The following is a 26142-nucleotide window of genomic DNA, read 5'->3' on the forward strand; positions in this document are numbered from 1 at the left end:
ATTAAAGGTTGAATTTCCCCAACTGTCCGTCTTTGATTGTGTCCTGTAGAAACGAGAGTGTGACGATTTTTGGGTGTTGCGTGTGTTATTATTGTTGTTATTTATGATTTTTTCGCTTTTTCGGTATGGAATAAAAACCTTTTTTTGCATAACAGTGAGTTTGTATTGAAATAATGCCTATTGTCTTATGCCAGATGAGTTGATCCTTTTCGAAAAAATGCAACGGGGAGATACCTCCGCTTTGGAGTACTTTTTTCGAGAGTACACGGATATGTTGTATTATCGTGCGTTTGGTTTTGTAAAGGATAATTTGGTTGCGGAGGACATCGTGCAGGAGGTTTTCATTCGTTTCTGGCAATTGCGGAAAAATTTAAAGATAACGGATTCTGTTCCCGGCTATCTGTGTAAGGCCGTGGATCATCGTTGCCAAAATTATTTGGAGCATTTGAAAGTGAAACATCATTACGAGGAAAGTCAGCGGTGGGAGATCATGGAGGACGAAGTTCCGGAGGATGAAGAAGAGCTGAATATCATGCGGGAACGCTTGAACGTGTTTGTTAACTCGTTGCCGGAAAAGTGCCGGGAGATATTTATTCTGGCCTGTATTGAGGGGTTGAAGTATAAGGAAGTGGCGGAAAGATTGGATGTTTCTGTTAATACGGTCAAAACGCAATTAAAAAGTGCTTATAGTAAATTGCGGACTGAATTCAATGAAAAGGATTTGGAAATCATTGCATTACTTATTTTCTTAGGATATATGTGAAAAAAGATCCTTCTTTTTTCACCCTTTTTTTTCTGTTACCTGTCATTAGTGTGTTTGAAAGAATGCAATAAGAATGTAAAGACGGGTTTTGAAAATGGAGAAAGAACAGTTACATAAGAAGTTGGATGATTTCTTGTCGGGTAGTAACAAGGAAAAAGTGGATAAGGAATTATTCTCTCTACTGGTCCGTATGGATGAGTGCCGGAAAAAGGCCACTCCGCCGGATAAGGATCGTATGTGGGAACAGGTTTGCCGGACGTTGAAACATTCTCGGAGAAGAGAGCTGGTGCGAAGATGGGTGGTGGCGGCAGCCATCGTGATGCCCCTGACTGTCGGTATCTGGTTTTATGGTCATCATTCCAACGAGGTCGTTCCGATGTCGGAGAACGTGGGAAAACGTCATCAAGTATCGCTTACCTTGAATGACGGGCGGGTGCTTCAGGTGCAACAATGGAGTGGCGATTCGGTAATTCAAGAGAGCGGAACCGGGATTTTGGTGAGTGCCGGGCAACAGATGATTTATCAGGCGGAGAACGTGCAGTTGGAGGAAGAGATCTTTAACACGTTGAGTGTTCCCCGTTCCACGGAGTATCAGGTGCAATTGTCCGACGGGACGCGGGTATGGTTGAATTCGGAATCGGAATTACGTTACCCGGTTGATTTTGTCGGTACGGAACGCAAGGTTTTCCTTAAAGGAGAGGCTTATTTCCAAGTGGCGAAAGATGCCACGAAACCTTTCCGGGTGATGGTGAACGATATGCAGGTGGAGGCTTTGGGAACCGAATTTAATATCAATGCTTATCGGGATGACGATTGTTTGCGTACGACTTTGGCTGAAGGGAAAGTTCGGGTGTCCTATCCGGATACTCGTCAGGAATGTATTCTTGTACCGGGGGAACAGGCTGTTTTGAAGGAAGGGGTGATCACGACCGGACAAGTAAATGTTGATGATATTATTGCTTGGAAGAAGGGGCGTTTCGTGTTTAGCGATATGTCTTTAGAGGCTATTGCCCATCAATTGGAGCGCTGGTATGATGTGGAGATTCGTTTTGATGATACGGTGGCGAAATATTATCGCTTTACCGGGGTTATGAAACGATATAACGAGCTGGAACAGGTGTTGGGATTAATCGAGGAGACGACTAATGTCAGGTTCAAGGTGGAGGGACAACAGGTGAAAGTATTTCGTAATTTATAATATGAAAACGGTAACCGTTAGTGCGATTACCGTAAGTGTGTTTTAATCGGCCGGACACAAATTGCAGTAGGCGTCCGGTAATTGTTAAACCCATAACTACAAATGTATGAATTTTTTATTGAAAACATGGAGGTTTATGAAATTAACCGTTTTTTTAATCCTCTTTGGTGTTTTGAGATTAAGTGCCGACACTTATGCTCAAACGGATAGTATTAGTCTCGATCTAAGTAATGCAACTTGTAAAGAAGCGCTTGACGCGATAAAGAAACAGACGAAACTGGACTTTTTCTACAACAATCAAGAAATTAATGCCGTGGGGAAAGTTTCGGTTCGTTGCCAGAATGTTTCCTTGGATGAGGCTTTGCGGCAAGTCTTGGGAAAGAATTTCACGTTCCGGATTGTTGATAACACGGTTGTTATCCGTCCGCAAGAAACGAAACCGGACCCCGTGCAGCAACGGGTTGCGAAAGGGGTCGTTGTGGATGTTCAAGGATTACCTTTGCCGGGGGTGACCGTTTTACTGAAAGGCACGACGTTGGGAACTTCGACAGATATGGATGGAAAATTCACTCTTTCTTTTCCTAATACGGCCGGTACGGTTCTGCAATTTTCTTTCATCGGAATGAAAACGACTGAAGTGACATTCTCCGGGCAGGCGGAGCTAAAAATTGTGTTGGAAGAGGAAACTACCCAAATGGACGAGGTGGTGGTGACCGGTATTTTCGAACGTAAATCCGAAAGTTTTACCGGTTCCGCGACGACATATAAGAAAGAGGATTTGAAAATGATGGGATCGCAAAATATTTTGCAGAGTTTGAAAACGCTGGACCCTTCTTTTCATATTACCCCGAACAACGAGTTCGGTTCCGACCCGAACAAATTGCCCGATATTGATATTCGCGGTAAAACGAGTATTGTCAATCTGAAAGAGGATTATGCCGTTGACCCGAATCAACCCTTGTTTATCTTGGATGGTTTTGAAGTAGATTTACAGACGATTGTCGATTTGAACATGGAGCGGGTGGCTTCCGTTACGATTTTGAAAGATGCTGCCTCCACGGCAATTTACGGTTCCCGTGCTGCCAACGGGGTGGTGGTCGTTGAAACTAAGCGTCCCGCCCCGGGAACCTTGCGTCTGTCTTATAATGGAGATCTCACGGTTCAGATGCCGGATCTCAGCGACTACAATATGATGAATGCCGCGGAGAAGTTGGAATTTGAGTGGCTGACGGGCTATTACACGAAGACCTCGAATGAAGAATATCTGGTCGATCGAATGAATCTTTACAACCAGCGGTTGAAAAACGTGCAGAGCGGGGTGGATACTTATTGGTTGAGTGAACCAGTCAGGACGGGGTTTTCTCATAAGCACAATATGTATGTCGAAGGGGGAGATGATGCTATGTTGTATGGAGTCGGGTTGAGTTATAACGGAACGCAGGGGGTGATGAAACAATCCGGACGTGATGTTTTGAGTTTCAATATTGATTTGCGTTACCGGAAAGGTAAATTCAGTTTTGATAATAAATTCACGTTGGATTACACGGAAAGTCAGAATGCACCGCAAAGTTTTTCGGTGTATGTACAGACGAATCCCTATTACCCGAAAGATTACGAAGGTTCCGTACCGAAGTATCTGGAAGAGTCTTCGGTTGATGGTGGTTTTTGGTCGATTAAAGTAGAAAATCCTTTGTACAATGCCAGCTTGAATTATTTGGACGATGCGAAAGAAATCTCTTTCCGCAACAATTTCCAGATGGAATGGCGTCCCATGGATGGGATCATGGCACGGGGAAGAATCAGTCTGACGAAAGGTAATAATAAAAGCGAAAAGTTTAAGTCTCCTTTCCATACTGATTTTGACGAAACGGAAAAGACGGAACGGGGTTCTTACACGAAATCAACAACCGATCGCTGGGGATATGACGGGGACGTGACCGTGACGTATGGAAAATTGTTGGGGGATGTACATCAGGTGAATGCCGTGTTAGGATGGAACTTTTCTTCTACACGTTTGATCAATGATGCTTTTACGGCCATCGGTTTCCCGGATGATAACGTTCCGAATCCCGCTTTTGCCAACGAGTATGCCACGGAAAGTAAACCGTCGTATAGTGAATCGACTACCCGTAGCACGAGTATCTATCTGAACTTAAACTATGCTTACAACAATCGGTATCTGTTGGACGTGAATTATCGTAAAGACGGATCTTCGGTATTCGGGACGAATAAGCGCTTCACGGATAGTTGGTCTGTCGGGGTGGCTTGGAATATTCATAATGAGGCTTTTATCGGGGATTGGGTGAACTGGTTGAAATTGCGTTTTTCAGTTGGTAATCCGGGAAATCAGAACTTCTCTGCCTATAAGGCCTATACGACTTACGTGTATAATACGAACCTGCAAAATGCTTTCGGGATGGGAGCTAATGTTTCCGGTTTCGGGAATCCCGATCTGAAATGGCAGAAAACGATGGATTATAATTTGGGATTGGATTTGACTGTGTTGAATAATCGTTTGAAGATCAATACGGATGTCTATTGGAAAGATACAGACCCCATGTTGGTAACTACTTCAATTGCCTCTTCCACGGGGCGTGATTCTTATATCACGAATCTGGGAGCGCAGCGTACGAAAGGAGTTAGTTTCAATGTTGTCGGAACTGTTATGGAAAAGGCGGAGGATCGTCTTAACTGGTCATTCTCTTTGAACGGGCGGCACCAGAAACAGACGTATCGTAACATCGGCGCGAGTTTGGAATTGCTGAATGACGAGTTGAAATCTACTTCCCTGACACGTTACCGGGATGGAGGTAGCCCGACTGATATATGGGCGGTTCGTTCTGCCGGTATAGACCCGATGACAGGATCGGAGATTTACATTAAAAAGGACGGGAGTTATACTTTCGATTATGATATAAATGACGAGATGGTGGTGGGAAACACGGAACCTTTGCTGGAAGGTGTGTTCGGTACCAACCTCTATTATAAAGGTTTTTCTATTAGTGCTTATTTCCGTTACCGGATTGATGCCGACTATTTTAACACGGAATTATATAACCGCATTGAAAATCTGAAGACAACGGAAATGACCACTTATAATCAGGATAAGCGTGCCTTGTATGATCGTTGGCAAAAACCGGGGGATCATGCTCAATATAAGAAAATCACTTCAACGGTTAGTGATAATGAAACTGCCCCGATGACTTCCCGCTATGTTCAGAAAGAGAACACGCTTAGCGGTGAGTCCATATCTTTAGCCTATGAATTCGGGGAACAGAAATGGTTGAAAAAAGTGTTTTTAAAGAATATGACGATACGTGCCAATATGAATGATGTTTTCCGTTGCTCTACCATTAAGGCAGAGCGGGGTACTTCTTATCCATTTGCACGGACTGTTTCTTTTTCTGTGAACATGACATTTTAAGCACGAGTAAAAAATGAAATTATGAGAAAAACGATTATTATATTGACAATTCTGGCGGGAGGTTTATTCTTCGGGGGCTGTAATAGCTGGCTGGATGTGAAACCTTACGACTCGATGGCAGAAGATCAGCTTTATTCCACGGAGAACGGGATACAGCGAGCGTTGAACGGCTTGTATTTGAGTCTTGCATCGAATGACTTGTATGCAGAGAATTTGGGAGGTGGTGCTATTGATGTGTTGGGGCAACGGTATAAGTTGTCCAGCGGGCATACGTATTACGATTTAAATGAATATAATTACACGAATGACGGACCGAAGGGAACCTTTGAAGCGATTTGGAAGGCGGCTTATAAATTGATAGCGGATTGTAATGAGTTTCTGGAAAAGGTACCCGAACATCAAGATTTGATGTCACAAGCCAATTACAGAATGTCGATGGGAGAGGCTTTGGCTATTCGTACTTTGTTGCATTTTGATATGTTTCGAATTTTCGGGCCGGTGTACTCTGAGGCGAATAAGAAAGAATCCTCCATCCCTTATTACAATATGGTGACGGATGTCACGCAGCCTATTCTTCCGGCAGACGAGTTGGTTGAACATTTATTCGCGGATATTGATTCGGCTATCGTGCTTTTGTCTGAGGATGTGATTTTGACAGAGGGTATTGTCAAAGATGAAGATTTTTGGGATTATCGTAACCTGCGTTTGAATTATTATGCCGTGTGGGCGTTAAAAGCCCGTATGTGCTGGTATTTAGGAGATGAATATGCAGATGAAGCATACCGGATTGCAACAACCTTGTTGGAAGGCAAAGATCCGAAGACTAACGAGGCGAATAATTTTAATACGGCCTTTACCCCAGTTTCGCAAACAGTCGCGGTAAAAGATCGGGTTTTCTTCTGTGAGGAGTTATTTGCCTTACATAACATGAAGCGTACGACTATGTATAAAGAGTTATTTAGTTCCGATTTGGAAGATGATAATATTTTATTGTCAACCGAGAGTTATATAAATAAACTTTATGATGAACCGAATGATTATCGTAAGCATTCTTGGGAAGTGGCTACCGGGCGGCAGACTTCCGGTCTGATGGTGTTTGTGAAGTATGCAGAACAAACGGAAAATAGAAGTGATCCTTATTTATATGAAATTCAGTCAATGTTACGATTGAGCGAGCTTTACTTGATTGCCGCGGCGACAACAAATGATGATGCGGTGGCTTCTTCTTGGTTGGAGAAATTGCGTATGATTAGAGGGTATCAGTCAGGAATGGTGGGGACGGATGTTCAAACAACGTTACGGCAGGAGTGGGAGAAGGAATTTTATGGAGAAGGACAATATTATTACTATTTAAAACGTAATGGTATTACTTCTGTTTCCGGCCCTAATGGCTCCAAGAAACCCAATTATATTATTCCATTACCTGAGAGTGAAACTGATAACAGACGAGATTAAGAAGAATGGATTATGAAACAAATATTGATATTTTTAGGAATTGTTTTGCTTTGCTGGAGTTGTGAAGAAGACAAATTGGATTTGTATAAAGGTTCGGATAGCATTTATTTCTGTTACCCGAAGGTGACTTCTGGAGTGTCTAACGTGTATATGGATACAACGGTCTTTTCTTTTGCCATGTATAATGTGCCGGATACGATTGTTAGATTGTCTGTCAGGGCTTTAGGGGATATGGTTGACCGTGACCGTGCATTTAAGGTGAAAATTGAGAGTGCGACGGCTGTGGCCGGAACGAATTATGACGAGTTACAATCTGAGTATATCTTGCCTAAGGACAGCGTGTACGGGGAAATTCCTATTCATATTTACCGGGAGGGCTTGGGAGATGCTACAGTTTCTATCGAGTTGCGCTTGGTTTCTAATGAATATTTCCTGCAAAATATACCCCATAAAATTGTGGACAAGGATACCATCGATGTTACTCGTCACGTGTTGATGTTTACGAGTAAACTAACTAAACCGTCCATGTGGATGGAATCTTTTTTGGGATATTTCTCTGAGGCAAAATTTAATTTCTTTAATCAGGAAATGGGATTTGAGGCTACCGATTGGTTTAGTTCGGATAATGAAATAAAAAGTAGTATTGGCAATAAAATATTAATAGCGAATGTTTATTTTGCCAATTACCTGAATGCGATTATAGAGGCCGGAGATCCGACGCAGATGCCTCAAGATCCGGAAAATACGAATGAAGCGGATAAGGGATACATGACGTTCCCCGGTGTGGAGATACCGGAAGATTGGCCTGTTGCATCTGAATTGAATACAAACAATTAAAGGAAGAAGTGTATGTTGAAATATATTTATATCGGGTTAATAAGTTTGTTGTTGGCAGGAGTACTGAATTCTTGCTATGAAGACAAAGGTAATTATAGTTATAATTGGGTGCAGGATATCGATCTGATAGAGGTATTGAAAGATACGACGGTTGGGCGTGGCCATGTATTGTATCTTGAAGTCGACTTGAAAAAACAAGTTTTGGGAACGGAGGGTAAGACTGAGGTCGCTAATCCGGAGGATTATACTTTCGAATGGAAGGTTATCACGGGTGATGGAGATGTGGTGTTAAGTACTGAGAAAGATTTGAATGAGACGATAGACTTGGCGAGCGGGGTTAGTTATCAGGTAAATTATACGGTAACAGAAAAAAAGACAGGAGTATCTTGGATCACTGATTTTAAATTGAATGTGGTCGAGGAACTGAAAGGTGGATTTATCTTTATGACGGAAGATGCAGACCGTAAAGTTGATATTGAAATCTATGCAGATGATACGGAAGGAAATAAGGTTCATCGGACCGGTTTGTTGAGTGGTTCGGGATTCCCTTATTTGTCCGGAGGAGCAAATTCCATCGTTTATACAAACGTCAAGAATTGGGGCGGGAAAAGGCTATGGGTGGCTACCGGAGAGGCTACCGGTTGGTTGAATATGCCTGATTTTTCATGGGAAGAGAAGAATATGTTGCGTATGATTATGTTGACACCCCAGCCGGTTAGTTATACTATGAAGTCCATGTATTATTTGTCGAATCAATTTATGTATTTCTTTACCGGGGAGGGGAATGTGCATCTTTTGACTTCTAGGAGTATTCTTTCGGCTGATGTTACTTATGTGAATAATAAAAAATTCAAGGCTGCTCCTTATTATGGAGGTGCTAGTAGTAATGCGGCAATTTTATTTGATCAGGATCGGGGACGTTTTGTGTCCTATGCAATGAAGAGTGGTGGATTTGTTACAGAATCCTGTTATGACATGAATGACGAGTCGGCACTTCCGAATTCGGATTTGTTGTACATGCAACGGGTGACGAATGAGGGGACAGTAGCAATTGTGAAAGATGAGGATGGGAAATATCAGCGTTGTCAGTTTAGCATAGAAGAAAATCCGACGGGTACGTTCAAGGGACATTTGGATCAAATGGAAGAGTTGAAAGGTAATGCAGCCATGATCGAGGGGGCTGAATACACGGTTATTGATTGGATGAACGGTTTCTTGTATTTCTCTGTTGGTAATAAGCTATATACTTACCGAAAAGGAATTGATGAATGTGTAGAAGTTAATGTACCGGATGTGAGTTTTGATGCTATCGTTTCTTTGAATATCGTTACAAGTGGTGATTATAGTTCGAATATTTTTGTTGCAACTTATAGCGAGGCGAATGGCGGAAAAGTGTATCGGCTTACTCCGGAGAGTACCGATAGCCGTAATTTGACCGTAGAGGAAGTGATTGACACGGAAGGTGCTGTAAAATGTATAACTTATTGGTAATATTATTGATATGAAAATAAAATTAGGATTGATTGTTTGTTTGCTGGTTTCTGGGGTGCTACATGCCCAGAAACCGGTAACTGTGGAATGTAGTGTCGGAGAAGGGGTAGGAACGACTATTCAGTTGTTCGGAGTGGATAAAGGAGAGAAAAAAGTGCTGGCAAGTGCTTCTTATAACCAAAATGGTTATTATGGTTTTAGTTTTATCCCGAAATACGAAGGTTTTTATGTCGTGGGGGATGGTAGGCTTTATGAATACCCGCTTTATCTGAAAGCGGGGGATGCCGTTTCACTTTTTATGGATAAAGATACGGTGTATCTGACGGGTAAACATAATACGGCTGAGAATAAGGTGTTGTATGAGTGGGTAAATCTTTCTAAACGGGTGTGTGAAAAATCGACATATTTCATGCGGGTACGTAATAGTACGTATGAAGATTTTTTTCCGGACTTTGAAGCCTTACTTGCAAAGACAGAACCGTTTTGCAAGAGTATTAAAACGAAAAATACTCGTTTCAACGAATTGATGAAATATTTTGTCGGCTGCGAGTTGGATCGGTTTGCATTGAATTTTATTTATACCCCGCGTTCTAAGCATCCTTCTAAAGAACAGCGTATCGCCTATTATAGTACCATTACGGATAAAAATAAGTTTACGGATGAGAGGGTTTTGGAAATGCCTGATGGAATGAAACTTTTGAAATCGTACATGATGTTTTATTGTTTGGAGAATGGGAAAAGAGGGGGAGAGTTACAGGAGGCTCTATCTGTCATTCCCAGTAAGAAATTGCAGGGTGAGTTGGTCGTGAATCAGGCGAAAGGTTTCGGGCGTTCTTATTTCGAATATTTGGAGTTTATGGAGGAAGCTAAAAAATATGTGGATGCCGAGCAATTGAAAGAGTTGGAAGCTAAGGCTTCTGCCCTCTACGAGGCCAAGAAGGGGGAGAAAGCAATAGATTTTGCCTATCCGGATGCCGAAGGTAATATGCACTCTTTGTCCGACTATAAGGGGAAAGTAGTCGTGGTTGATGTATGGGCAACTTGGTGTTCGCCTTGTCGGGGAGAATTACCGCACTTGAAGAAACTGGAGAAAGCGATGGAAGGTAAGGATGTTGTTTTTATCGGGGTATCTGTTGACGAGAAGAAGAATTACGAGAAATGGAAAAAATTCTTGGTAGATGAGCAATTGCCCGGGGTACAATTGTTTGCCGATGGATGGAGTAAGATAACGAAAGATTATAAGATTACGGGTATTCCCCGCTTTATGGTTTTTGCCAAGGATGGCAGTATCGTGGAATCTCAAGCTCCACGTCCTTCCGATCCTTCTTTACAGAAAATGATCGAGAGTGAACTTCAGAAATAATTACAAGAATGGGACCCGGCAACTGGGTCCCATTCTTGTAATTATTTCCCCCGATTGGATTCCGTGAGTGAAAACTCTGGGAAATTCTCTTTTACAAAGCTTTTCGGAAGTTTTTGGATAACTTCCCGGTACGAGTGTTCAATGAGTTCTTCAATGAACTTGTCGGACAGGGTGCCGTGCATATTTATCCCGTTCCAGTATTTCTTGTTGAAGTGGTAGGCAGAAGTGATCTCCGGGTATTTTTCCCGTAATTCGATGGCCCAGTCCGGGTCACATTTCACGGCAATCCATTCGAATGGCATGATGTCCGTGCAGCAAAACATTTTGTTGAAAACCTTAAAGACTAACGTGGTTTCGTCAAAAGGAAATTCTTCGGTCGTGTGAGGAAAAGAGAGGCATAGCTCCCGGAGTTCTACGATGTCCATAAAATTGATGTTATTTCCACAAAGATAGGAATTTTTGTTTATTCCGGTGGAGACTTCATCTTTTCTATTCCTGTTTCGGTTACGGATTTCCCGGCTTGGGGAAAATAAAGTCGGTTCGGTACGGCTCCCCCTGTTATTTTTGTTTCAGAACAAAAAAATATGGAAATGAAAACAACAGGGAATTTTGGAATATTACTATGTTTTTGCATGATGTTACTTTCATGTAAAGATGCTGAACAAAAGGACCGTCAACAGGGAATGGTGGTCCGAGTGACACAAGCTGTGAAGCCTTCCGAGGGGGATCAGAAAGAATTTTCTTTTATATCGAAGCCTTTCCGTACTTCGGAATTGTCCTTCCGGGTAGGAGGACCGATCAAGCGGTTTGAGGTGTATGCCGGAACGTATTATAAACGGGGAGAGGTGATCGCGGAGATCGATCCTCGTGATTTCCGAATCCGAAAGGAACGTATGGAGGCGCAATACAATCAGGCGAAGGCCGAATACGAGCGTATCGAAGTCCTTTACCGGAAAAATAACGTTTCAGCAAGTACGTTCGAGAAAGCCAAGGCGGAGTATATTTCGGCGAAGACCGCTTACGAGACAGCTATGAATGAGTTGAACGATACCCGATTGGTCGCTCCTTTCGATGGGTATGTGGGAGAGGTGTATATCGAGGAGTTTCAAGATGTGAAAGCCTCTCAACCTGTCATTTCCTTTGTTGATCTCGGCCAGTTGAAACTGGAGGCCTACGTGACACAGGAGATCGCTTTCGGACGAGGAAATGTCCGGGAGGTTGAACTGGAATTTGATGCCATGCCCGGTAAGACTTATAAGGCGAAGGTAGAAGAGATTTCTAAAAGTACGACCTCGAACAATTTGTCTTATCTGTTGACAGCTTTATTGCCGAATCGGGAAGAGCATCTTCCGGCAGGTATGTCCGGGAAACTATTCTTGCGCTCGGATGGCGCTTTGCAACAGGCGGGTGTGATTGTCCCGCAGAAGGCCGTCTGTCATCGCCCGGTGGTTGGCGATTATGTCTGGACGCTGAATGCCGATGGGAACCGGGTAAGCCGAAAAAACGTAACTTTAGGGACATTGTTGCCGGGAGGAGAGATCGCTGTTGTGGACGGGTTGGAAGCGGGAGAGACCATTGTCGTGAGCGGACTTCGTTTTTTGTCGGAGAATATGGCGGTGCAAGTGGCTGACGAGAAACGTATTTAATGGATTCGGTTCGTTATAGCCTTTTTTAAGGGAAGATATTACTCGCTAAAAAGAATGTTATCATGAAACTGGTTAAATATTTTTTACAGAAAAAGTCTCTGACCATCCTGTTGCTTTTGCTTGTGCTGTTCGGGGGATTGTTCGCTTACGTGAAAATGGGGAAACTGGAAGATGCCCCGTTCACGATCAAACAGGCTTTGGTGCTTACCCCTTATCCGGGAGCCTCTCCATCGGAAGTGCAGGCGCAGGTGACCGACGTGTTGGAGGAATCCATACAGTCGTTGGGGGAACTCTATTATTTGAAGACGGAGAATCGGGCCGGGCTGTCAAAAATCACGGTTTACGTGAAGAAAGAGATCCGGGCGGATGAGATGCAGCAACTTTGGGATAAACTCCGGAGAAAAGTGAGTGATGTACAGGGAAAACTACCGGTAGGAGCGGGGCCTTCCATGGTGAACGATGATTTCGGGGATGTGCTGGGTGTTTTCTATGGGCTGACAGGAATGGGACATACCTACCGGGAACTGGAGGATCAGGCGAAGTTGATCAAGAATGAGATTCTTAAGGTGAAGGATGTTGCCAAGGTCGAGATATACGGGGTACAGACCCCGACGATTGATGTGAAAATCAGTCCTTCGGTGATGGCACTTAGCGGTATCACGACCGCGGATATTGCCCGTGCTTTCGAGGGACAGAATAAAGTGGTGGATGCCGGGGGGATAGATGTCGGGGAGAATCGGGTGCGTATCGAGTCAACCGGGAATTTCTATTCGTTGGATGACATTCGGAATCTGACCATTGTTTCTAAAGGCGGGGAGCATTTCCGGCTGGCGGATATTGCCGAAATCGAGGAAGCCTATCAGACTCCGGCTTCCAATATGATGCGTGTGAACGGGGAACCCGCTATTGGTATTGCTATTTCTACGGTTCCGAAGGGGAACGTGGTGGATATGGCCGAGGCGGTAAAAGAACAGATCGATTGGTTTACATCCGAGATGCCTGAAGGATATGCTCTTTCCTGCATTTATGATCAAGGGTACGAGTCTGCCGTGGCAAATCGGGGGTTCATTGTCAACCTAATCGTTTCCGTGCTGACTGTCGTGGCGATATTGCTCTTCTTTATCGGTTTTAAAAACGGGTTGTTAATTGGCAGTGGGTTGGTGTTTTCCATTTTCGCCACGTTGATCGTGATGTTTGCTGACGGGATTGCCTTGCAGCGTATGTCTTTGGCCGCGATTATCATTGCCATGGGTATGCTGGTGGATAATGCGATCGTGGTATCGGACTCCGCATTGGTGAATATGCAACGGGGGATGCGCAAGCGGATGGCCATTATGAGGGCTTGTTCTGCGACGGCTTTGCCATTATTAGCCGCAACGGTTATTGCTATCCTGACTTTTATGCCAATTTATTATTCACCGCATATTACGGGGGAATTGCTGTCTTCGATGGTTGTTGTGATCGGGGTGTCATTGATGTTTAGTTGGGTATTTGCCCTCACGCAAACGCCGTTCTTCATACAGGAATTCGTGCGTCGTCCACGTCCGGACGAGTTGACGGCAGAGTTGTTTACTGGTAAATGGTATGATCGTTTCCGACGCTCGTTACGGGTGGTGATCCGTCATAAATATGTGGTGGTGGGTTGTCTTGTGGTTATGCTTTGCGTGTCGGCGTGGAGTTTCCGGTTTATCCCGAAAGTTTTCGTGCCTTCGTTGGATAAACAATATTTCACGGTCGATATGTGGTTGCCGGAAGGGACCCGTATTGAAGAAACTGACCGGGTGGCGGACGATATGGCTGATTATGTCAGCACTTATCACGAGATGGAGATGGTGTCGGCTTTTGTGGGGCGAACTCCACCACGATATTATTTATCGAACGTGTCATTCGGGCCCCAGTCCAATTATGCTCAATTATTGATAAAATGTAGAACATCGTCGGAATCCCGTCAGCTACATGCCGTGTTACAAGATTCTCTCCCGGCGAAATACCCAGAGGCGTTTATCAAGGTGAATAGTTTCGAATTGAGCCCGTTGAACGAGGCGTTGATTGAAGCTCGTTTTCTGGGACCGGACCCGGCGGTGTTGGATTCTTTGGTGGGTGTTGCCGTGGATATTATGCGTCGCAATCCGAAAGTGGCGGATGCCCGTAACGAGTGGGGAAGTATGGCGATGATGATTCGTCCGGTGTATGATCCCGTGAAGGCCGGGGCCTTGGGGATCACGAAGGCGGATATGATGCAGTCGGTGAAATCCATTCAAGACGGGTTGACGGTTGGCGTGTATCGGGATGACGAGAAGAAGGTACCCGTGTTGTTGAAATCTGCCGGGGCGAATATTACGAATGCCGAGGCTTTGGGTAATTTCTCCGTGTGGAATGGGGTGAATTCTGCCCCTCTGTCGCAAGTGACGGAACGGATTGAAACCACGTGGGAGTTCCCACAGGTACGGACGTACAATCGGCAGTTGTCCATGGCCGCCATGTGCGGGGTGAAACCGGGTACTACTATGGCGGAAGTACACGGGGAGATTCGGGCAGAAGTTGAGAAAATACAACTCCCTGAGGGATATACATTCTTTTGGGATGCTCAATTCAAGGATCAAAAGGAGGCCATACAGGCCATCGTGATGTATTTCCCGTTGGCATTCCTGTTGCTTGTTGTCATTCTGGTGGCCTTGTTCGGAAACTTCCGGCAACCAATCATTATTCTTTGCGTGTTACCTTTGTCACTGATTGGCGTGGCTGTCGGGATGTTGCTCACGGGATTTGATTTCGGGTTCTTCCCTATTGCGGGATGGTTGGGATTATTGGGTATGATTATTAAAAACGTGATTGTGTTGATTGATGAGATCAACGTGCAGCACGGGAACGGGGTGGACTTGTACACTTGTATCGTGGAGGCCACGGTTGTACGTACCCGTCCGGTTTTGATGGCTGCAACAACCACGATCTTCGGGATGGTTCCTTTGTTGTTTGATATTGCTTTCGGGGGAATGGCAGCCACGATTATTTTCGGGTTGACATTTGCCACGCTATTGACGCTGTTTGTTACCCCGGCTCTTTATGCTATATTTTATAATGTAAAAGAAAATCAACGATGAAAAAGATATTTGTATTAGGTTGTATGCTGGCGGGTGCGTTTACCGTGTCCGCCCAACAAAGCTCTCTTCTTGAGAAATACCGGAACATGGCTTTGGAATATAACCATGATCTCAAGGCTGCGGAAAAGAATATTTCGGTGAGTATGGAACTGGAGAAATCCGCCCGTGCCGATTTGAAACCGAAAGTGGAGGCGGGAGGAAATTTTCAGTACACGGGAAATCCCATGGAACTATCGGTAGATGTGCCTTCGTTGGGACGTTCCGTGGGGTTTAAGGGGAAAAATATGAAATACGGGGTGTCGATGTCGCTCATGCAACCGCTTTATACCGGAGGACGGGTGCTTGAAACGATTCGGATGGCCCAGTCACGGCAAGTCGTGGCGGCACAACAGGCGGAGGTGGTGAAGAATGCCGTGTGTTACCAGACGGATATTCAGTATTGGAACACGGTGGCCCGGCAGGAGATCGTGGGCGTGGCCACGGATTTTCGAAATTCGATGTCCTCGTTGGTAAAAACGATCAGGGAGAGGGTGGATGCCGGGTTGGTGGACCCGCAGGATTTATTGATGGCGGAGGTGCAACTGAACGAGGCGGAGTACCGTCTGTTGCAAGCAAAGAGTAATTTCGAGACGGGGCGTATGGCTTTAAATTCGATTATCGGGTTGGAGTTGTCTAACCCGACCATGATAGAAGAGAATGTTCCTTTATTGCTGGTTGAGGATTCGGTTCTTCGGGGAAACGGGAGTAATCGGCCGGAGATCAGGATGGCCGAGGAACAGGTGAGGATGGCGGAAAGTGCGTTGCGATTGAATGATGCGCAGTATAAGCCACAGGTCTATGTCGGGGTTGACGGGAGTTATTCTTCTCCGGGGTATAATTTCCGCACGGATATGGACCCGAATTACGTGGCGTATGCGAAAGTATCCATCCCGGTGTTTGAGTGGGGAAAGCGGCGAAGTGAGAAGAGAGCTTCCCGGGGGCAAGTCGGTATGGCTTCCGATCAGTTGAACCGGGTGAAAGACAACGTGGCACTGGAAGTACAGACGGCACGGCTGAATTTGTTACAGGCACTGGAACAGGTGAAATTGACGGGAAATTCGTTGGAGAAGGCCAAAGAAAATGAGACGAAAGCGTTGGAGCGGTATGGGGAGGGAAAAACGTCTATATTGGAAGTGATCGATGCTCAGACCTATCGGGAGAATTCGCAACTTAATTACGTGCAGGCTAAAACGGAGGCGCAGAGCTATTATTCCGGGTTAATAAAAGCCTTGAACGCGTACGAATCTTTGTAAATTAGACTAACTTTGCTGAATAGATTGGAGTATAATATGACTAAGAAACTGGATATTTTGCTGTATGCCGGATTATTTTCCGGGTTGGGGGTATTTTCATATCTCCTGTTAGTGAGTTATTCCGGTTTTTCACCATTGGTACAGGAAGAGTTGTATTCTTTCGGGGCTTGTCTGTTCTGTATTCTTGCATTTAATATTTTAGGGTATTTCACAATGCGTATCAGCTCGTGGCTGAACGTGAGCTACGCTTTGAATATCCGGAGAAGGTGGAGGATCGTTGTGATTTACTTGTTGGTGATGTTGATGTTCTTTTTGCTGAACTATGGTTTACTAGTTTCGGCTAAGTTACTGGCGGGGGCATCGCGTCCTTTTACTTTCTATGCCGGGGGAAAGTTCGTACTGGTTCTCGTTTGGTTGGTGGAATTAGTTATCTTGGGGTTGTTGCTGGCTTTCAGGGCTATACGAGAGATGTTGCGGTTACAGCAACATACTGCGGCTTTGCAGGAAGAGAATAATACGGCGCGGTACGTGGCTTTGCAGAATCAAGTGAATCCGCATTTCCTGTTTAATAGTCTCAACACGCTGATTGCCGAGATCGAGTATAATCCTCGTAATGCCGTGGAGTTTACCCGGAATCTTTCGAATGTTTATCGTTACGTGTTGCAATGTCAGGATAAGACTCTTGTGACGTTGGGAGATGAACTAGATTTTCTGGATGCTTTCCTGTTTTTGCATAAAGTGAGATTGGGAGATTGTATTACCTGCGATATTGAAGTGCCGGATGATTGCCGGGAACGGATGGTGCCACCGCTGACGTTGCAATTGCTGGCGGAGAACGTGATCAAGCATAATTCGATTTCTGCCACTCTTCCGATGAGGATTGCCATTTGGGTTGATGATAATTTTCTGGTAGTGAGTAATTTGGTTCACCCTAGGAAGGATGTCCAGTCTTCCGGAATCGGGCTTCAGAATCTGGCAAACCGCTGTAAGTTGATTACAGGTAAAGAGATAGAAATAGTTGATAAATTAGGTGCATTTACAGTAAAAATACCTTTTGCTGATGAATAATTTGAAAGTAGCCATTATTGAAGATGAGGTGCCGGCAGCCCGTTTGCTACACTCTATGCTCCGGCGATTGCGTCCCGCTTGGGAGGTTATGGTTTTGCCGGGGAGCGTGGAAGAGGCGGTGCAATGGTTTGCCGAGAACCCGCATCCGGATTTATTGTTTCTGGATATTCAGTTATCGGATGGAGATTCGTTCAGTTTTCTGACATCTGCTCGCCCTTCTTCCGTGATTATTTTTACCACGGCTTATGATCAGTACGCAATTCGGGCTTTCACGGTAAATAGTGTAGACTATATCCTGAAACCCGTGGATGAGAAACGTTTGCTTGAGGCGATCGTGAAATATGAAACACTGGTTGCTGCAAATACATCTCCGGAAAACGGTTACTTGGATGTTATCCTTGATAGTCTCCGGCATCGGGAAAAAGCCTATCGTACTCGCTTTCTCATTGCGGGAGGGGAACGTTTCCGTCCGTTGGAAGTGAGTGACGTGGCTTATTTCTATTCCGAGAATAAAATCACATTTGCGGTGACCTATACCGGGCAGGAACATATTGTTGACCTTTCTTTGAATAAGTTGGTGGAACAATTGGACCCAGATCTGTTCTTTCGAGCTAATCGACAAGTATTGCTTTGCGTGAAAGCTATTAGTCATGTGGAACCTTATTTTAACGGTCGAATTGTGGTTTTCGTGAAACCACCCTATAAATCACAGATTATTATTAGCGAGGAAAAGATTACAGCATTTAAGTTGTGGTTGAATTTTTGATGTAATACATTCCCGTTTGAAGATAAACAGAAAAGAGGCTTTTTAGCCTCTTTCTGTTTGATGGTGGAGTAGTGGGGGATCGAACCCCAGTCCAAACACGGAATCCATATGCTTTCTACATGCTTAGCTTTTTGTTGGTTTTCGAATATAGCCCGGAAAAAAGCACCCAAACTATACCTTAGTTTCTGTTATTTCATCAGCACCACGAAACAAGATGTTGACTAACCTCGTATTGCCTGCACCCCGGATGCTGGTTGGCACAAGGTGGGACCGCCAGCGGGATGTCTCGTCTCCACTACCTTGAGCGGAGATTAAGCCTCAATCTACTATGATTCGATTAGGCAGCAAGAGCGTAATTTCTTTCGCCAATTAAAATTTTGCGTCCGGGATTTACGGGCCGGCTTCACTACGCCCGACATGCTTACATACCTATTCTTCATGCTGTCAAATCCACGTCTACCCCATAGATATGTGGATGCAAAGATACGAATATAATTGAAAATGGAGAATTGAAAATTGAAAATTATTCCATCAGATGCTCGATGAGGATTTTGACTCCGATGGCGATGAGGATGATTCCCCCGAATAATTCGACGTTGATACCTTTGATTTTTCCGAAACGGTAACCGCTGATAACTCCGATCAGGGAGAGGGCGAATGTCACGAAACCGATGATGAAGGCAGGGAAATAGATGCTCGTTTTAAGAAAGGCCATACTGACTCCGACGGCAAGGGCATCTATACTGGTGGCAACTCCCAGTGTCAGCAAGGTTTTGGTGGAAAAGGACGAGATGGTGGTTTCTTCTTCCCCAAAAGATTCGTAGATCATCTTACCACCTAGAAAACCAAGAAGGATAAAGGCAATCCAGTGGTCGAAGGCGGTAATGTACGAGCTGAAGCTGACTCCCATGAGCCAACCGAGCAAAGTCATCCCTCCTTGAAAAATTCCCATGGTAAGGGCCAGACGTAAAGACTGCCGCATGCAGAAAGGGCGCATGACAATTCCACCGCTGATACTTACGGCAAGGCTATCCATGGCGAGGCCTACGGCGATCAATAAAATGGAGATGATTCCCATGCATGAAATTTTTGACAAAAGTATAAAAATGATGGAGGAAATGAGCGTAAAAAATGTAACTTTGTAAAGATAGAGAGATTATTTATAATAAGTATAGATATGAATTTACAGACGAAGATTACAATTGCGGCACCGGATTTTTCGATAGATTATAATTCCAAGCTGATGATGTTGGGATCGTGTTTCGCGGAAAATATGGGTGGTAAGTTCTCGTATTACAAGTTTGACGTGGATGTGAATCCTTGCGGGATTATTTATAACCCGTTGTCCGTGGCAAACGTGTTGCGTCTGATTATGGAAGGAAAGCCGTTCGGGAAGGATGATTTAAGGAAAGTCGGTGAGAAATGGGTGAGTTTGTATCATCACGGGGCATTCTCGTCCACCGATCCGGAAGAGTGTTTGCGTCGGATAAACGAGCGTTTGGAGAGGGCCACGAGAGAACTTCGTTCTTTAGATTTATTGGTAATCACTTGGGGGACAGCGTGGGTGTACAAGCATATGGGGGAAAATATGATCGTGTCGAATTGTCACAAGATCCCTTCGCAGGAGTTTGAGCGTAGTCGGTTAAGCGTGGAGGATATTGTGAAGGAATACGTGGAGTTGATTGAGCGTTTACGGGAGATTAATCCGGGACTTCGAGTATTGTTCACGGTAAGCCCGATTCGCCATTGGAAGGATGGCGCTCACGGGAACCAGTTGAGCAAGGCCACGTTGTTGTTGGCGATTGATCAGTTGCGGGAGAAATTGGATCACGTGTATTATTTTCCGGCTTACGAGATCGTGTTGGATGAATTACGGGACTATCGTTTTTATGCAGATGATATGTTACATATGTCCGGTCTCACGGTGGATTACATTTGGGAACGTTTCCTGTATAGCTTTATCACTCCCGATGTGTTGGGGTTGATGAACCAGATCGGACGGATTAATAAAGGGGTGGCGCATCGTCCTTTCGACCCGCAGTCGGAGGATTATCAGCGTTTGGTAAAGAAAATGTTGGCTGAAATTGCGATGATTTCCCATTCCTACCCGATGATTAATTTCTCGGTGGAAGAGGAAAAATTAAAAAGTTTAGAATTTAAAATTTAGAGTTGAAAATCAAAAAGTGTCGGCCCCGTGTGGCTGGAATCTAAAATTTAAAATCTAAAATCCCACGGGTGGTGCCGTAACCGTGTCTTGCTCCACGACGGGATTCAATTCTTGTAGGTAAATAGTCGTTTTTACCGGGTAAGCTCCTGAATATTTTTTACGGATTCGTTTCAAGGCAGGGATTGCCTCGATGCGGGTGCGGAAATTACCTACCCGGATTTTAAAATCAGGATCGGTGTATTGCAGGTATGCCGGAATGTCCGGGAACTCTTCTTCGAATCGTTTGGTATAGCTTTTCAGCGTGTCCACGTTCGTACCGTATGAACTACGGGATAGGATTTGGATGCGATACCCTTGAAAAAGCTGTTCTTTCCGGTTCACGGAAATATTCAGTTTTAATAGTTGTTCGATTTTCGGATCGGCATGAATGATCACTTTACCTCCGGTAATGGAATCTGTTTCCGAGAGTTGTTTCACGAAGTCAATCTCTTTTTTGACCGGGGGAATAGAATCTGTTTGCGCCCAAGCGAGGGACGTGATGAAAAGTGATAATATGACGAGTGTTAATTTCATGGGTAAATCTCTATCGTGCGTTCAACTAATTCGACTTCAATCGACAAAGATAGTATAATTTGTCTTTTTGTGGTAGAAAAATAGATAAATAACACTATTTTTGTAGTCGCAAAAATTTAGCGTTCTACATGAAAAAGGAATAATAAGATGAATCAAGTAACAGATCAACAAATCATTGAAATATTGAGAAAAGAGGCCGTTCCGGCCTTGGGGTGTACCGAACCGGTAGCCTGTGCTTTGGCGTGTGCAAAGTGTAAAGAAGTATTGGGGGGTGTGCCCGAGCGTTTGGACGTACTGGTTAGTGGTAATATTTACAAGAATGGTATGGGCGTTGGCATTCCGGGAACAGGAATGGTCGGGCTGCCTATTGCTGCCGCTTTGGGCGCTGTTTGTGGAAAATCGGAGTACGGGTTGGAAGTGTTGAAAGAGGTGAACGTGGGGGATAACTTGCAGCGTGCGAAAGATATGTTAGGTCAGGTGACGGTTTCTTTGAAAGAGGATGCGCCGGATAAATTGTATGCCGAGGCTCTGGCCACGAAAGGAAATGATAGGGTGAAGGTGATTATTGCTCACACGCATACTAATATCGTTTTGGTGGAGAAGAACGGGGAAGAGATTTTCAAAAGAGAATTCCGTCTGGATACGTCAAAACCGGAAGATAAAGGACCGGAATTGAGCGTGAAGCGTATCTGGGATTTCGTGCATGAAGTGGACGTGAAGGACATCGAGTTCGTGTTGCAGGGGGCCGAGATGAACAAGGCAATCTCAGCCGAGGGATTGAACTCGGAGTATGGGTTACAGATTGGTAAGACATTAAAAGAAAATATAGATAAGGGGTTGCTGGAAGATGACTTGCTAAACCGCACGTTGATTCGTGCTACGGCAGCATCGGATGCCCGTATGGATGGATGCCCGAAACCGGTGATGACGAACTCCGGTAGTGGTAATCAAGGAATCACGGTATATCTGCCGGTGGTGGTGGCTGCCGAGAAATTTGGGGCATCCCGTGAACAATTGGCTCGTGCTTTGGCATTGAGTAACTTGATTGCCGTGCATATTCACCATTACATGGGACACCTTTCAGCTCTTTGTGGTATTCTGATTGCCGGAACTGGTGCGGCATCCGCAATCACCTATTTGATGGGAGGAACTTACGATAACATGGTGAACACGATCAAGACGATGTGTTCTAATTTGACGGGTATGATGTGTGACGGGGCAAAACAGGGATGTGCTTTAAAGGTGTATTCCGGGGTATCGGCTGCCGTACAGGCCGCTTTGTTGTCCATGAGAGGAATCAAGACGAATAATGATGGAATCGTGGAGGAAGATATTGAACGTACCATTCGTAACGTGGGTTTGATCGGTACGAAGGGTATGGAGGAGACGGATAAGACGATCTTGAATATCATGTGCAATAAGAAATAATAGAAAGAATTGAATCCGTACGTAAATATACACACGCATCATGTTGGTGAAGGAATTAACATTCTGGATGTTGGTGAAGGAAAGGCGTGGGTAGAAGGAGAAGAAAAACGGAAATCGGTGGAGGGGCAGGAGGTGTTTTATTCCGTGGGGGTTCATCCCATGAAATTAGCCGGGCTGGGAGAGAATGTTTTTACGGGGATAGAGGATACGGTACGGATGGAAAAAGTAATAGCGATAGGAGAGTGCGGTTTGGACCGTCGCTCTCCTATTTGTATGAAGACGCAGGAAGAGATACTGGACGTTCAAGTCGGTTTGGCGGAAGAGTTGCGTAAGCCGTTGATTATCCATTGTGTGAAGGCGTATTCGGAATTGATTGCCGTGAAGAAACGAACAGGTTCTTCCGTACCTTGGATTATTCACGGGTATAACAATAATGAACAGATATTGCGGCAGTTGTTGGATCACGGATTTTATATTTCCGTGGGAGCGGCTTTGCTGAATTCACGTTCGAATGCTTTTCAGTTATTGCGGATGATCCCGGTGGGAAGGTTGTTTTTAGAGAATGATGATAAAGAGGTAGAGATTTCGGTTATTTACGAGGCGGCATCTGCCATTCTAGGGGTAGATGTAGAGGCGTTGAAAGAAATAACGAGGAATAATTGTAATCAAGTTTTTAGAAAATAGTATGGATTGGCTGAGTAGAACGGAGTTGCTTCTGGGTGAAGAACGGTTGGGTTTGTTGAAGAAAGCTCACGTGTTGGTGGCAGGATTGGGAGGTGTCGGGGCGTATGCTGCCGAACAATTATGTCGGGCCGGAATCGGAGAGATGACGATTATTGACGGGGATTGTGTGGACGTGACGAATAAAAATCGTCAACTTCCGGCGTTGGATAGTAATATCGGTAAGGCGAAAGCCGAGATCATGGCGATCCGGTTTCGGGATATAAATCCGGATATTCAATTGCACGTGATCAATGATTTTATCAAGGATGACCGCATGATTGATATTCTGGAAATGGCGAAGTATGATTACGTGGTGGATGCTATTGATACATTGGCGCCCAAGATATTTTTAATATACCATAGTTTGCAAAAGGGGTATCGGGTCGTGAGTTCCATGGGAGCCGGGGGCAAGATGGACCCCGAACAAATCCGGATAGCCGATATTTCCAAATCCTATAATTGTAATCTAGCCCGGATGTTACGGAAAAGGCTGCATAAACTGGGTGTCTATAAAGGAGTAAAAGTCGTGTTTTCCCCCGAAGAAGTTGACCCGGAAGCTGTTGTTTTAAGCGAGAGTGAGAATAAAAAGTCGAATGTTGGGACAATTTCTTATATGCCACCTTTGTTTGGGTGTTTCTGTGCCTCGGTGGTGATCCGGGATATTACGAATCCGATTTGACGACATTATATTTACACAAATCCAACCCAAATAAAGAAGTAAATTAACCCAGATAATCTCGCTTTTTCAGAGATTATTCGAAGATTAGTCGTGGCTTAAATATTATGTAATGTCGGATCTCTGAGGAATCTTCGAGAGAGTTTCGAATAAGTGAGAGTATTTCTATTAAATTTTGGTAGCTTCTCTTGGGGTTCTCTTTAGTAAATAAAGAAAATGAGGGGGGGATAAATGACTTTTGGCACCCTCCCCCTTTTTTAAGCTCTTAGCTTTTGTGCAGTCAGCCGGTCCATCTTGGATTCGGCGTATTCTTTGGTGATCGTGATCGATTCGCAATTTTGTGAAGGAATCTCGAACATCAGGTCTGTCATGATGGCCTCGCAAATGGAACGTAGTCCGCGGGCTCCCAGTTTGAATTCAACAGCCTTGTCCACGATATATTCGAAAACCTCTTCATTAAAGTTCAGCGTGATATTATCCAACTCGAATAGTTTCACGTACTGGCGGATAATAGCATTCTTGGGTTCCGTCAGGATGTTCCGCAGGGCTTGACGGTCCAGTGGCTCCAGATAGGTTAGTACCGGGAGACGACCGATGATTTCGGGAATCAACCCGAAAGATTTCAAGTCTTGCGGTGCGATATATTGTAACATATTGTCCCGGTCAAGAACGGCCGTTTCTTTGCTTGCCGTGAACCCGACTACCTGCGTGTTCATGCGTTGGGCGATTTTCTTTTCAATTCCATCGAAGGCTCCTCCGCAAATGAACAGGATGTTTTTCGTGTTCACGGGGATCATCTTCTGGTCGGGATGTTTACGTCCGCCCTGTGGAGGAACGTTCACGATAGAACCTTCCAGTAGTTTCAATAATCCTTGTTGCACTCCTTCACCGCTCACGTCACGCGTGATGGACGGGTTGTCTCCTTTACGGGCAATCTTGTCGATCTCGTCGATGAAGACGATCCCTTTTTCAGCGGCATCCACGTCGTAGTCGGCAGCTTGTAGCAAGCGGGTCAAGATGGATTCGATGTCCTCGCCCACGTAGCCGGCTTCCGTCAACACGGTGGCATCGACGATGGTGAAAGGGACGTGGAGCATCTTGGCGATGGTGCGGGCCAACAGGGTTTTCCCGGTTCCCGTACGTCCTACCATGATGATATTTGACTTCTCGATCTCCACGTCGTCATTAGAATGTTTCTGTGTCAATCGTTTATAATGGTTGTAAACGGCCACGGCGAGGTGCTTTTTCGCCTCGTCTTGTCCGATTACATATTGATCCATGAATTGTTTGATCTCTATCGGTTTTTTGACTTCGATATGATCCATATCAAGGGGGGTAGAATGGCCTCTTTGTTCTTCCTGTACAATGTCATACGCCTGTTGTGCGCACATATCACAGATAAAACCGTCTACCCCGGAAATCAGAAGATCAACCTCACTGCGTGATCTTCCGCAAAATGAACATTTGTCTTGCATTACTTGTGTTCCCGAATTAATACTGTGTCAATCATCCCGTATTCTTTGGCTTCGGCCGCGGTCATCCAGTAGTCGCGATCAGAGTCTTTCTCTACTTTCTTGATCGGGTTCCCGGAATGATCAGCGATGATCTGGTAAAGTTCTTTTTTTAATTTCATAATCTCGCGAGCCGTGATTTCAATATCGGAGGCTTGCCCTTGAGCCCCGCCCATCGGTTGATGAATCATGATGCGTGAGTGCTGCAACGCGGAACGTTTACCTTTTGTCCCGGCTGTCATCAGCACGGCACCCATGGATGCGGCCATTCCGGTACAGATGGTTGCCACGTCGCATTGAATGTATTGCATCGTGTCGTAAATACCTAATCCGGCATAAACGGAACCGCCCGGGGTGTTGAAATAAATCTGGATGTCCTTGGTCGGGTCTGCCGATTCCAAGAAGAGTAATTGCGCCATGATAATGTTGGCTACATCGTCATCGATAGGTACTCCGAGAAAAATGATCCGGTCCATCATTAACCGAGAAAACACGTCCATGCTTGCCACGTTTAGCTGGCGTTCCTCGATAATGGTCGGGTTTATATAGCTGGAGACGGCAGATTCGAACCGGTGAAGGTTCAAGCTGCTAATCCCTTTATGCTTGGTGGCATATTTTTTAAATTCATCTTGTGAAAACATAATCTATGTATTTTAGTTA

At 44.8% G+C, this 26142-nt stretch carries 21 protein-coding genes and 1 other RNA gene; 16 read left to right on the forward strand and 6 right to left on the reverse strand.

Going from position 1 to position 26142, the window contains the following annotated elements:
• Positions 1–187 precede the first annotated feature (187 nt).
• From QVC79_RS07425 to QVC79_RS07455, 7 genes are all read left to right on the forward strand, one after another.
• Positions 188–763 (forward strand): RNA polymerase sigma factor, encoded by a 576-nt coding sequence (locus tag QVC79_RS07425; RefSeq protein ID WP_270592276.1) that lies wholly within the window; start codon positions 188–190, stop codon positions 761–763.
• A gap of 94 nt (positions 764–857) precedes the next feature.
• Positions 858–1961, forward strand: coding sequence for a FecR family protein (locus QVC79_RS07430; RefSeq protein WP_270592277.1), 1104 nt, complete (start codon positions 858–860; stop codon positions 1959–1961).
• 136 nt (positions 1962–2097) lie between these two features.
• On the forward strand, positions 2098–5385 hold the full coding sequence (locus QVC79_RS07435; protein ID WP_229782903.1) for a SusC/RagA family TonB-linked outer membrane protein: 3288 nt from the start codon (positions 2098–2100) through the stop codon (positions 5383–5385).
• A 21-nt stretch (positions 5386–5406) separates the two neighbouring features.
• Positions 5407–6840 (forward strand): RagB/SusD family nutrient uptake outer membrane protein, encoded by a 1434-nt coding sequence (locus QVC79_RS07440; RefSeq protein WP_124315588.1) that lies wholly within the window; start codon positions 5407–5409, stop codon positions 6838–6840.
• Between the two features lie 12 nt (positions 6841–6852).
• Positions 6853–7677 (forward strand): DUF4843 domain-containing protein, encoded by an 825-nt coding sequence (locus tag QVC79_RS07445; protein WP_270592281.1) that lies wholly within the window; start codon positions 6853–6855, stop codon positions 7675–7677.
• Positions 7678–7689: 12 nt separating this feature from the next.
• On the forward strand, positions 7690–9168 hold the full coding sequence (locus QVC79_RS07450) for a PKD-like family lipoprotein (RefSeq protein ID WP_270592283.1): 1479 nt from the start codon (positions 7690–7692) through the stop codon (positions 9166–9168).
• A 10-nt stretch (positions 9169–9178) separates the two neighbouring features.
• The gene (locus QVC79_RS07455; protein ID WP_124315591.1) at positions 9179–10531 is read left to right on the forward strand and encodes a TlpA family protein disulfide reductase; all 1353 of its coding nucleotides are present in this window, start codon (positions 9179–9181) and stop codon (positions 10529–10531) included.
• A gap of 41 nt (positions 10532–10572) precedes the next feature.
• On the opposite strand, the gene QVC79_RS07460 is transcribed toward QVC79_RS07455, so the two are convergent.
• Positions 10573–10956 carry an MmcQ/YjbR family DNA-binding protein gene (locus QVC79_RS07460; RefSeq protein WP_124315592.1) on the reverse strand — a complete coding sequence of 128 codons (384 nt, stop codon included), beginning with the start codon at positions 10954–10956 and terminating at the stop codon, positions 10573–10575.
• Between the two features lie 165 nt (positions 10957–11121).
• Between QVC79_RS07460 and QVC79_RS07465 the strand changes: the two genes are divergently transcribed.
• The 5 genes from QVC79_RS07465 (at position 11122) to QVC79_RS07485 (ending at position 18404) form a co-directional block, all read left to right on the forward strand.
• Complete coding sequence (locus QVC79_RS07465) at positions 11122–12177, forward strand: efflux RND transporter periplasmic adaptor subunit (protein ID WP_124315593.1); 1056 nt, start codon at positions 11122–11124, stop codon at positions 12175–12177.
• A 62-nt stretch (positions 12178–12239) separates the two neighbouring features.
• Positions 12240–15278, forward strand: a complete 3039-nt coding sequence (locus tag QVC79_RS07470) for an efflux RND transporter permease subunit (RefSeq protein WP_270592294.1) — start codon at positions 12240–12242, stop codon at positions 15276–15278.
• Positions 15275–16570 carry a TolC family protein gene (locus tag QVC79_RS07475; protein ID WP_270592296.1) on the forward strand — a complete coding sequence of 432 codons (1296 nt, stop codon included), beginning with the start codon at positions 15275–15277 and terminating at the stop codon, positions 16568–16570. Before QVC79_RS07470 ends, QVC79_RS07475 begins: the two co-directional genes overlap by 4 nt.
• Before the next feature lie 36 nt (positions 16571–16606).
• The gene (locus QVC79_RS07480) at positions 16607–17638 is read left to right on the forward strand and encodes a sensor histidine kinase (RefSeq protein ID WP_270593377.1); all 1032 of its coding nucleotides are present in this window, start codon (positions 16607–16609) and stop codon (positions 17636–17638) included.
• Positions 17631–18404, forward strand: a complete 774-nt coding sequence (locus QVC79_RS07485) for a LytR/AlgR family response regulator transcription factor (protein WP_124315596.1) — start codon at positions 17631–17633, stop codon at positions 18402–18404. The genes QVC79_RS07480 and QVC79_RS07485 overlap by 8 nt, the downstream gene beginning before the upstream one ends.
• A 61-nt stretch (positions 18405–18465) precedes the next feature.
• Here QVC79_RS07485 and ssrA read toward each other — a convergent pair.
• Together ssrA and QVC79_RS07495 are read right to left on the reverse strand one after the other, a co-directional pair.
• Positions 18466–18867, reverse strand: a transfer-messenger RNA (tmRNA) gene (gene ssrA, locus QVC79_RS07490).
• Between the two features lie 60 nt (positions 18868–18927).
• Positions 18928–19482, reverse strand: coding sequence for a manganese efflux pump MntP (locus QVC79_RS07495; RefSeq protein ID WP_087420870.1), 555 nt, complete (start codon positions 19480–19482; stop codon positions 18928–18930).
• 99 nt (positions 19483–19581) lie between these two features.
• Between QVC79_RS07495 and QVC79_RS07500 the strand changes: the two genes are divergently transcribed.
• Positions 19582–20571 (forward strand): GSCFA domain-containing protein, encoded by a 990-nt coding sequence (locus QVC79_RS07500; RefSeq protein WP_270592298.1) that lies wholly within the window; start codon positions 19582–19584, stop codon positions 20569–20571.
• 54 nt (positions 20572–20625) lie between these two features.
• Here the strand turns inward: QVC79_RS07500 and QVC79_RS07505 are convergent, their stop codons facing one another.
• Entirely contained in the window at positions 20626–21144 is a 519-nt protein-coding gene (locus QVC79_RS07505) for an SPOR domain-containing protein (protein WP_124315598.1), read from the reverse strand.
• 147 nt (positions 21145–21291) lie between these two features.
• Here QVC79_RS07505 and QVC79_RS07510 point away from each other — a divergent pair, with 147 nt between their 5' ends.
• From QVC79_RS07510 to QVC79_RS07520, 3 genes are read left to right on the forward strand one after another with little or no spacing between them, the layout of a single operon-like run.
• Positions 21292–22572: an L-cysteine desulfidase family protein gene (locus tag QVC79_RS07510; RefSeq protein WP_270592302.1), complete on the forward strand. Its 1281-nt coding sequence runs from the start codon at positions 21292–21294 to the stop codon at positions 22570–22572.
• 9 nt (positions 22573–22581) lie between these two features.
• Positions 22582–23256: a TatD family hydrolase gene (locus tag QVC79_RS07515; protein WP_270592303.1), complete on the forward strand. Its 675-nt coding sequence runs from the start codon at positions 22582–22584 to the stop codon at positions 23254–23256.
• 1 nt (position 23257) lies between these two features.
• Entirely contained in the window at positions 23258–23974 is a 717-nt protein-coding gene (locus QVC79_RS07520; RefSeq protein ID WP_124315600.1) for a tRNA threonylcarbamoyladenosine dehydratase, read from the forward strand.
• Positions 23975–24228: 254 nt separating this feature from the next.
• On the opposite strand, the gene clpX is transcribed toward QVC79_RS07520, so the two are convergent.
• Together clpX and clpP are read right to left on the reverse strand one after the other, a co-directional pair.
• The gene (gene clpX / locus QVC79_RS07525) at positions 24229–25446 is read right to left on the reverse strand and encodes an ATP-dependent Clp protease ATP-binding subunit ClpX (protein ID WP_118305787.1); all 1218 of its coding nucleotides are present in this window, start codon (positions 25444–25446) and stop codon (positions 24229–24231) included.
• The gene (gene clpP / locus QVC79_RS07530; protein WP_124315601.1) at positions 25446–26123 is read right to left on the reverse strand and encodes an ATP-dependent Clp endopeptidase proteolytic subunit ClpP; all 678 of its coding nucleotides are present in this window, start codon (positions 26121–26123) and stop codon (positions 25446–25448) included. The genes clpX and clpP overlap by 1 nt, the downstream gene beginning before the upstream one ends.
• Positions 26124–26142: the final 19 nt, after the last annotated feature.

Source organism: Butyricimonas sp. (assembly GCF_019423355.1).
Taxonomy (GTDB): Bacteria; Bacteroidota; Bacteroidia; order Bacteroidales; family Marinifilaceae; genus Butyricimonas; species Butyricimonas faecihominis.

Coding starts and splice junctions, on each gene's coding strand:
- QVC79_RS07435 (WP_229782903.1), top strand. CDS start 2,098: ATGAAATTAACCGTTTTTTTAATCCTCTTTGGTGTTTTGAGATTAAGT.
- QVC79_RS07430 (WP_270592277.1), top strand. CDS start 858: ATGGAGAAAGAACAGTTACATAAGAAGTTGGATGATTTCTTGTCGGGT.
- QVC79_RS07445 (WP_270592281.1), top strand. CDS start 6,853: ATGAAACAAATATTGATATTTTTAGGAATTGTTTTGCTTTGCTGGAGT.
- QVC79_RS07505 (WP_124315598.1), bottom strand. CDS start 21,144: ATGAAATTAACACTCGTCATATTATCACTTTTCATCACGTCCCTCGCT.
- QVC79_RS07485 (WP_124315596.1), top strand. CDS start 17,631: ATGAATAATTTGAAAGTAGCCATTATTGAAGATGAGGTGCCGGCAGCC.
- QVC79_RS07495 (WP_087420870.1), bottom strand. CDS start 19,482: ATGGGAATCATCTCCATTTTATTGATCGCCGTAGGCCTCGCCATGGAT.
- QVC79_RS07520 (WP_124315600.1), top strand. CDS start 23,258: ATGGATTGGCTGAGTAGAACGGAGTTGCTTCTGGGTGAAGAACGGTTG.
- QVC79_RS07450 (WP_270592283.1), top strand. CDS start 7,690: ATGTTGAAATATATTTATATCGGGTTAATAAGTTTGTTGTTGGCAGGA.
- QVC79_RS07465 (WP_124315593.1), top strand. CDS start 11,122: ATGAAAACAACAGGGAATTTTGGAATATTACTATGTTTTTGCATGATG.
- QVC79_RS07480 (WP_270593377.1), top strand. CDS start 16,607: ATGACTAAGAAACTGGATATTTTGCTGTATGCCGGATTATTTTCCGGG.
- QVC79_RS07470 (WP_270592294.1), top strand. CDS start 12,240: ATGAAACTGGTTAAATATTTTTTACAGAAAAAGTCTCTGACCATCCTG.
- QVC79_RS07500 (WP_270592298.1), top strand. CDS start 19,582: ATGAATTTACAGACGAAGATTACAATTGCGGCACCGGATTTTTCGATA.
- QVC79_RS07510 (WP_270592302.1), top strand. CDS start 21,292: ATGAATCAAGTAACAGATCAACAAATCATTGAAATATTGAGAAAAGAG.
- QVC79_RS07455 (WP_124315591.1), top strand. CDS start 9,179: ATGAAAATAAAATTAGGATTGATTGTTTGTTTGCTGGTTTCTGGGGTG.
- QVC79_RS07460 (WP_124315592.1), bottom strand. CDS start 10,956: ATGGACATCGTAGAACTCCGGGAGCTATGCCTCTCTTTTCCTCACACG.
- QVC79_RS07425 (WP_270592276.1), top strand. CDS start 188: ATGCCAGATGAGTTGATCCTTTTCGAAAAAATGCAACGGGGAGATACC.
- QVC79_RS07440 (WP_124315588.1), top strand. CDS start 5,407: ATGAGAAAAACGATTATTATATTGACAATTCTGGCGGGAGGTTTATTC.
- clpP (WP_124315601.1), bottom strand. CDS start 26,123: ATGTTTTCACAAGATGAATTTAAAAAATATGCCACCAAGCATAAAGGG.
- clpX (WP_118305787.1), bottom strand. CDS start 25,446: ATGCAAGACAAATGTTCATTTTGCGGAAGATCACGCAGTGAGGTTGAT.
- QVC79_RS07475 (WP_270592296.1), top strand. CDS start 15,275: ATGAAAAAGATATTTGTATTAGGTTGTATGCTGGCGGGTGCGTTTACC.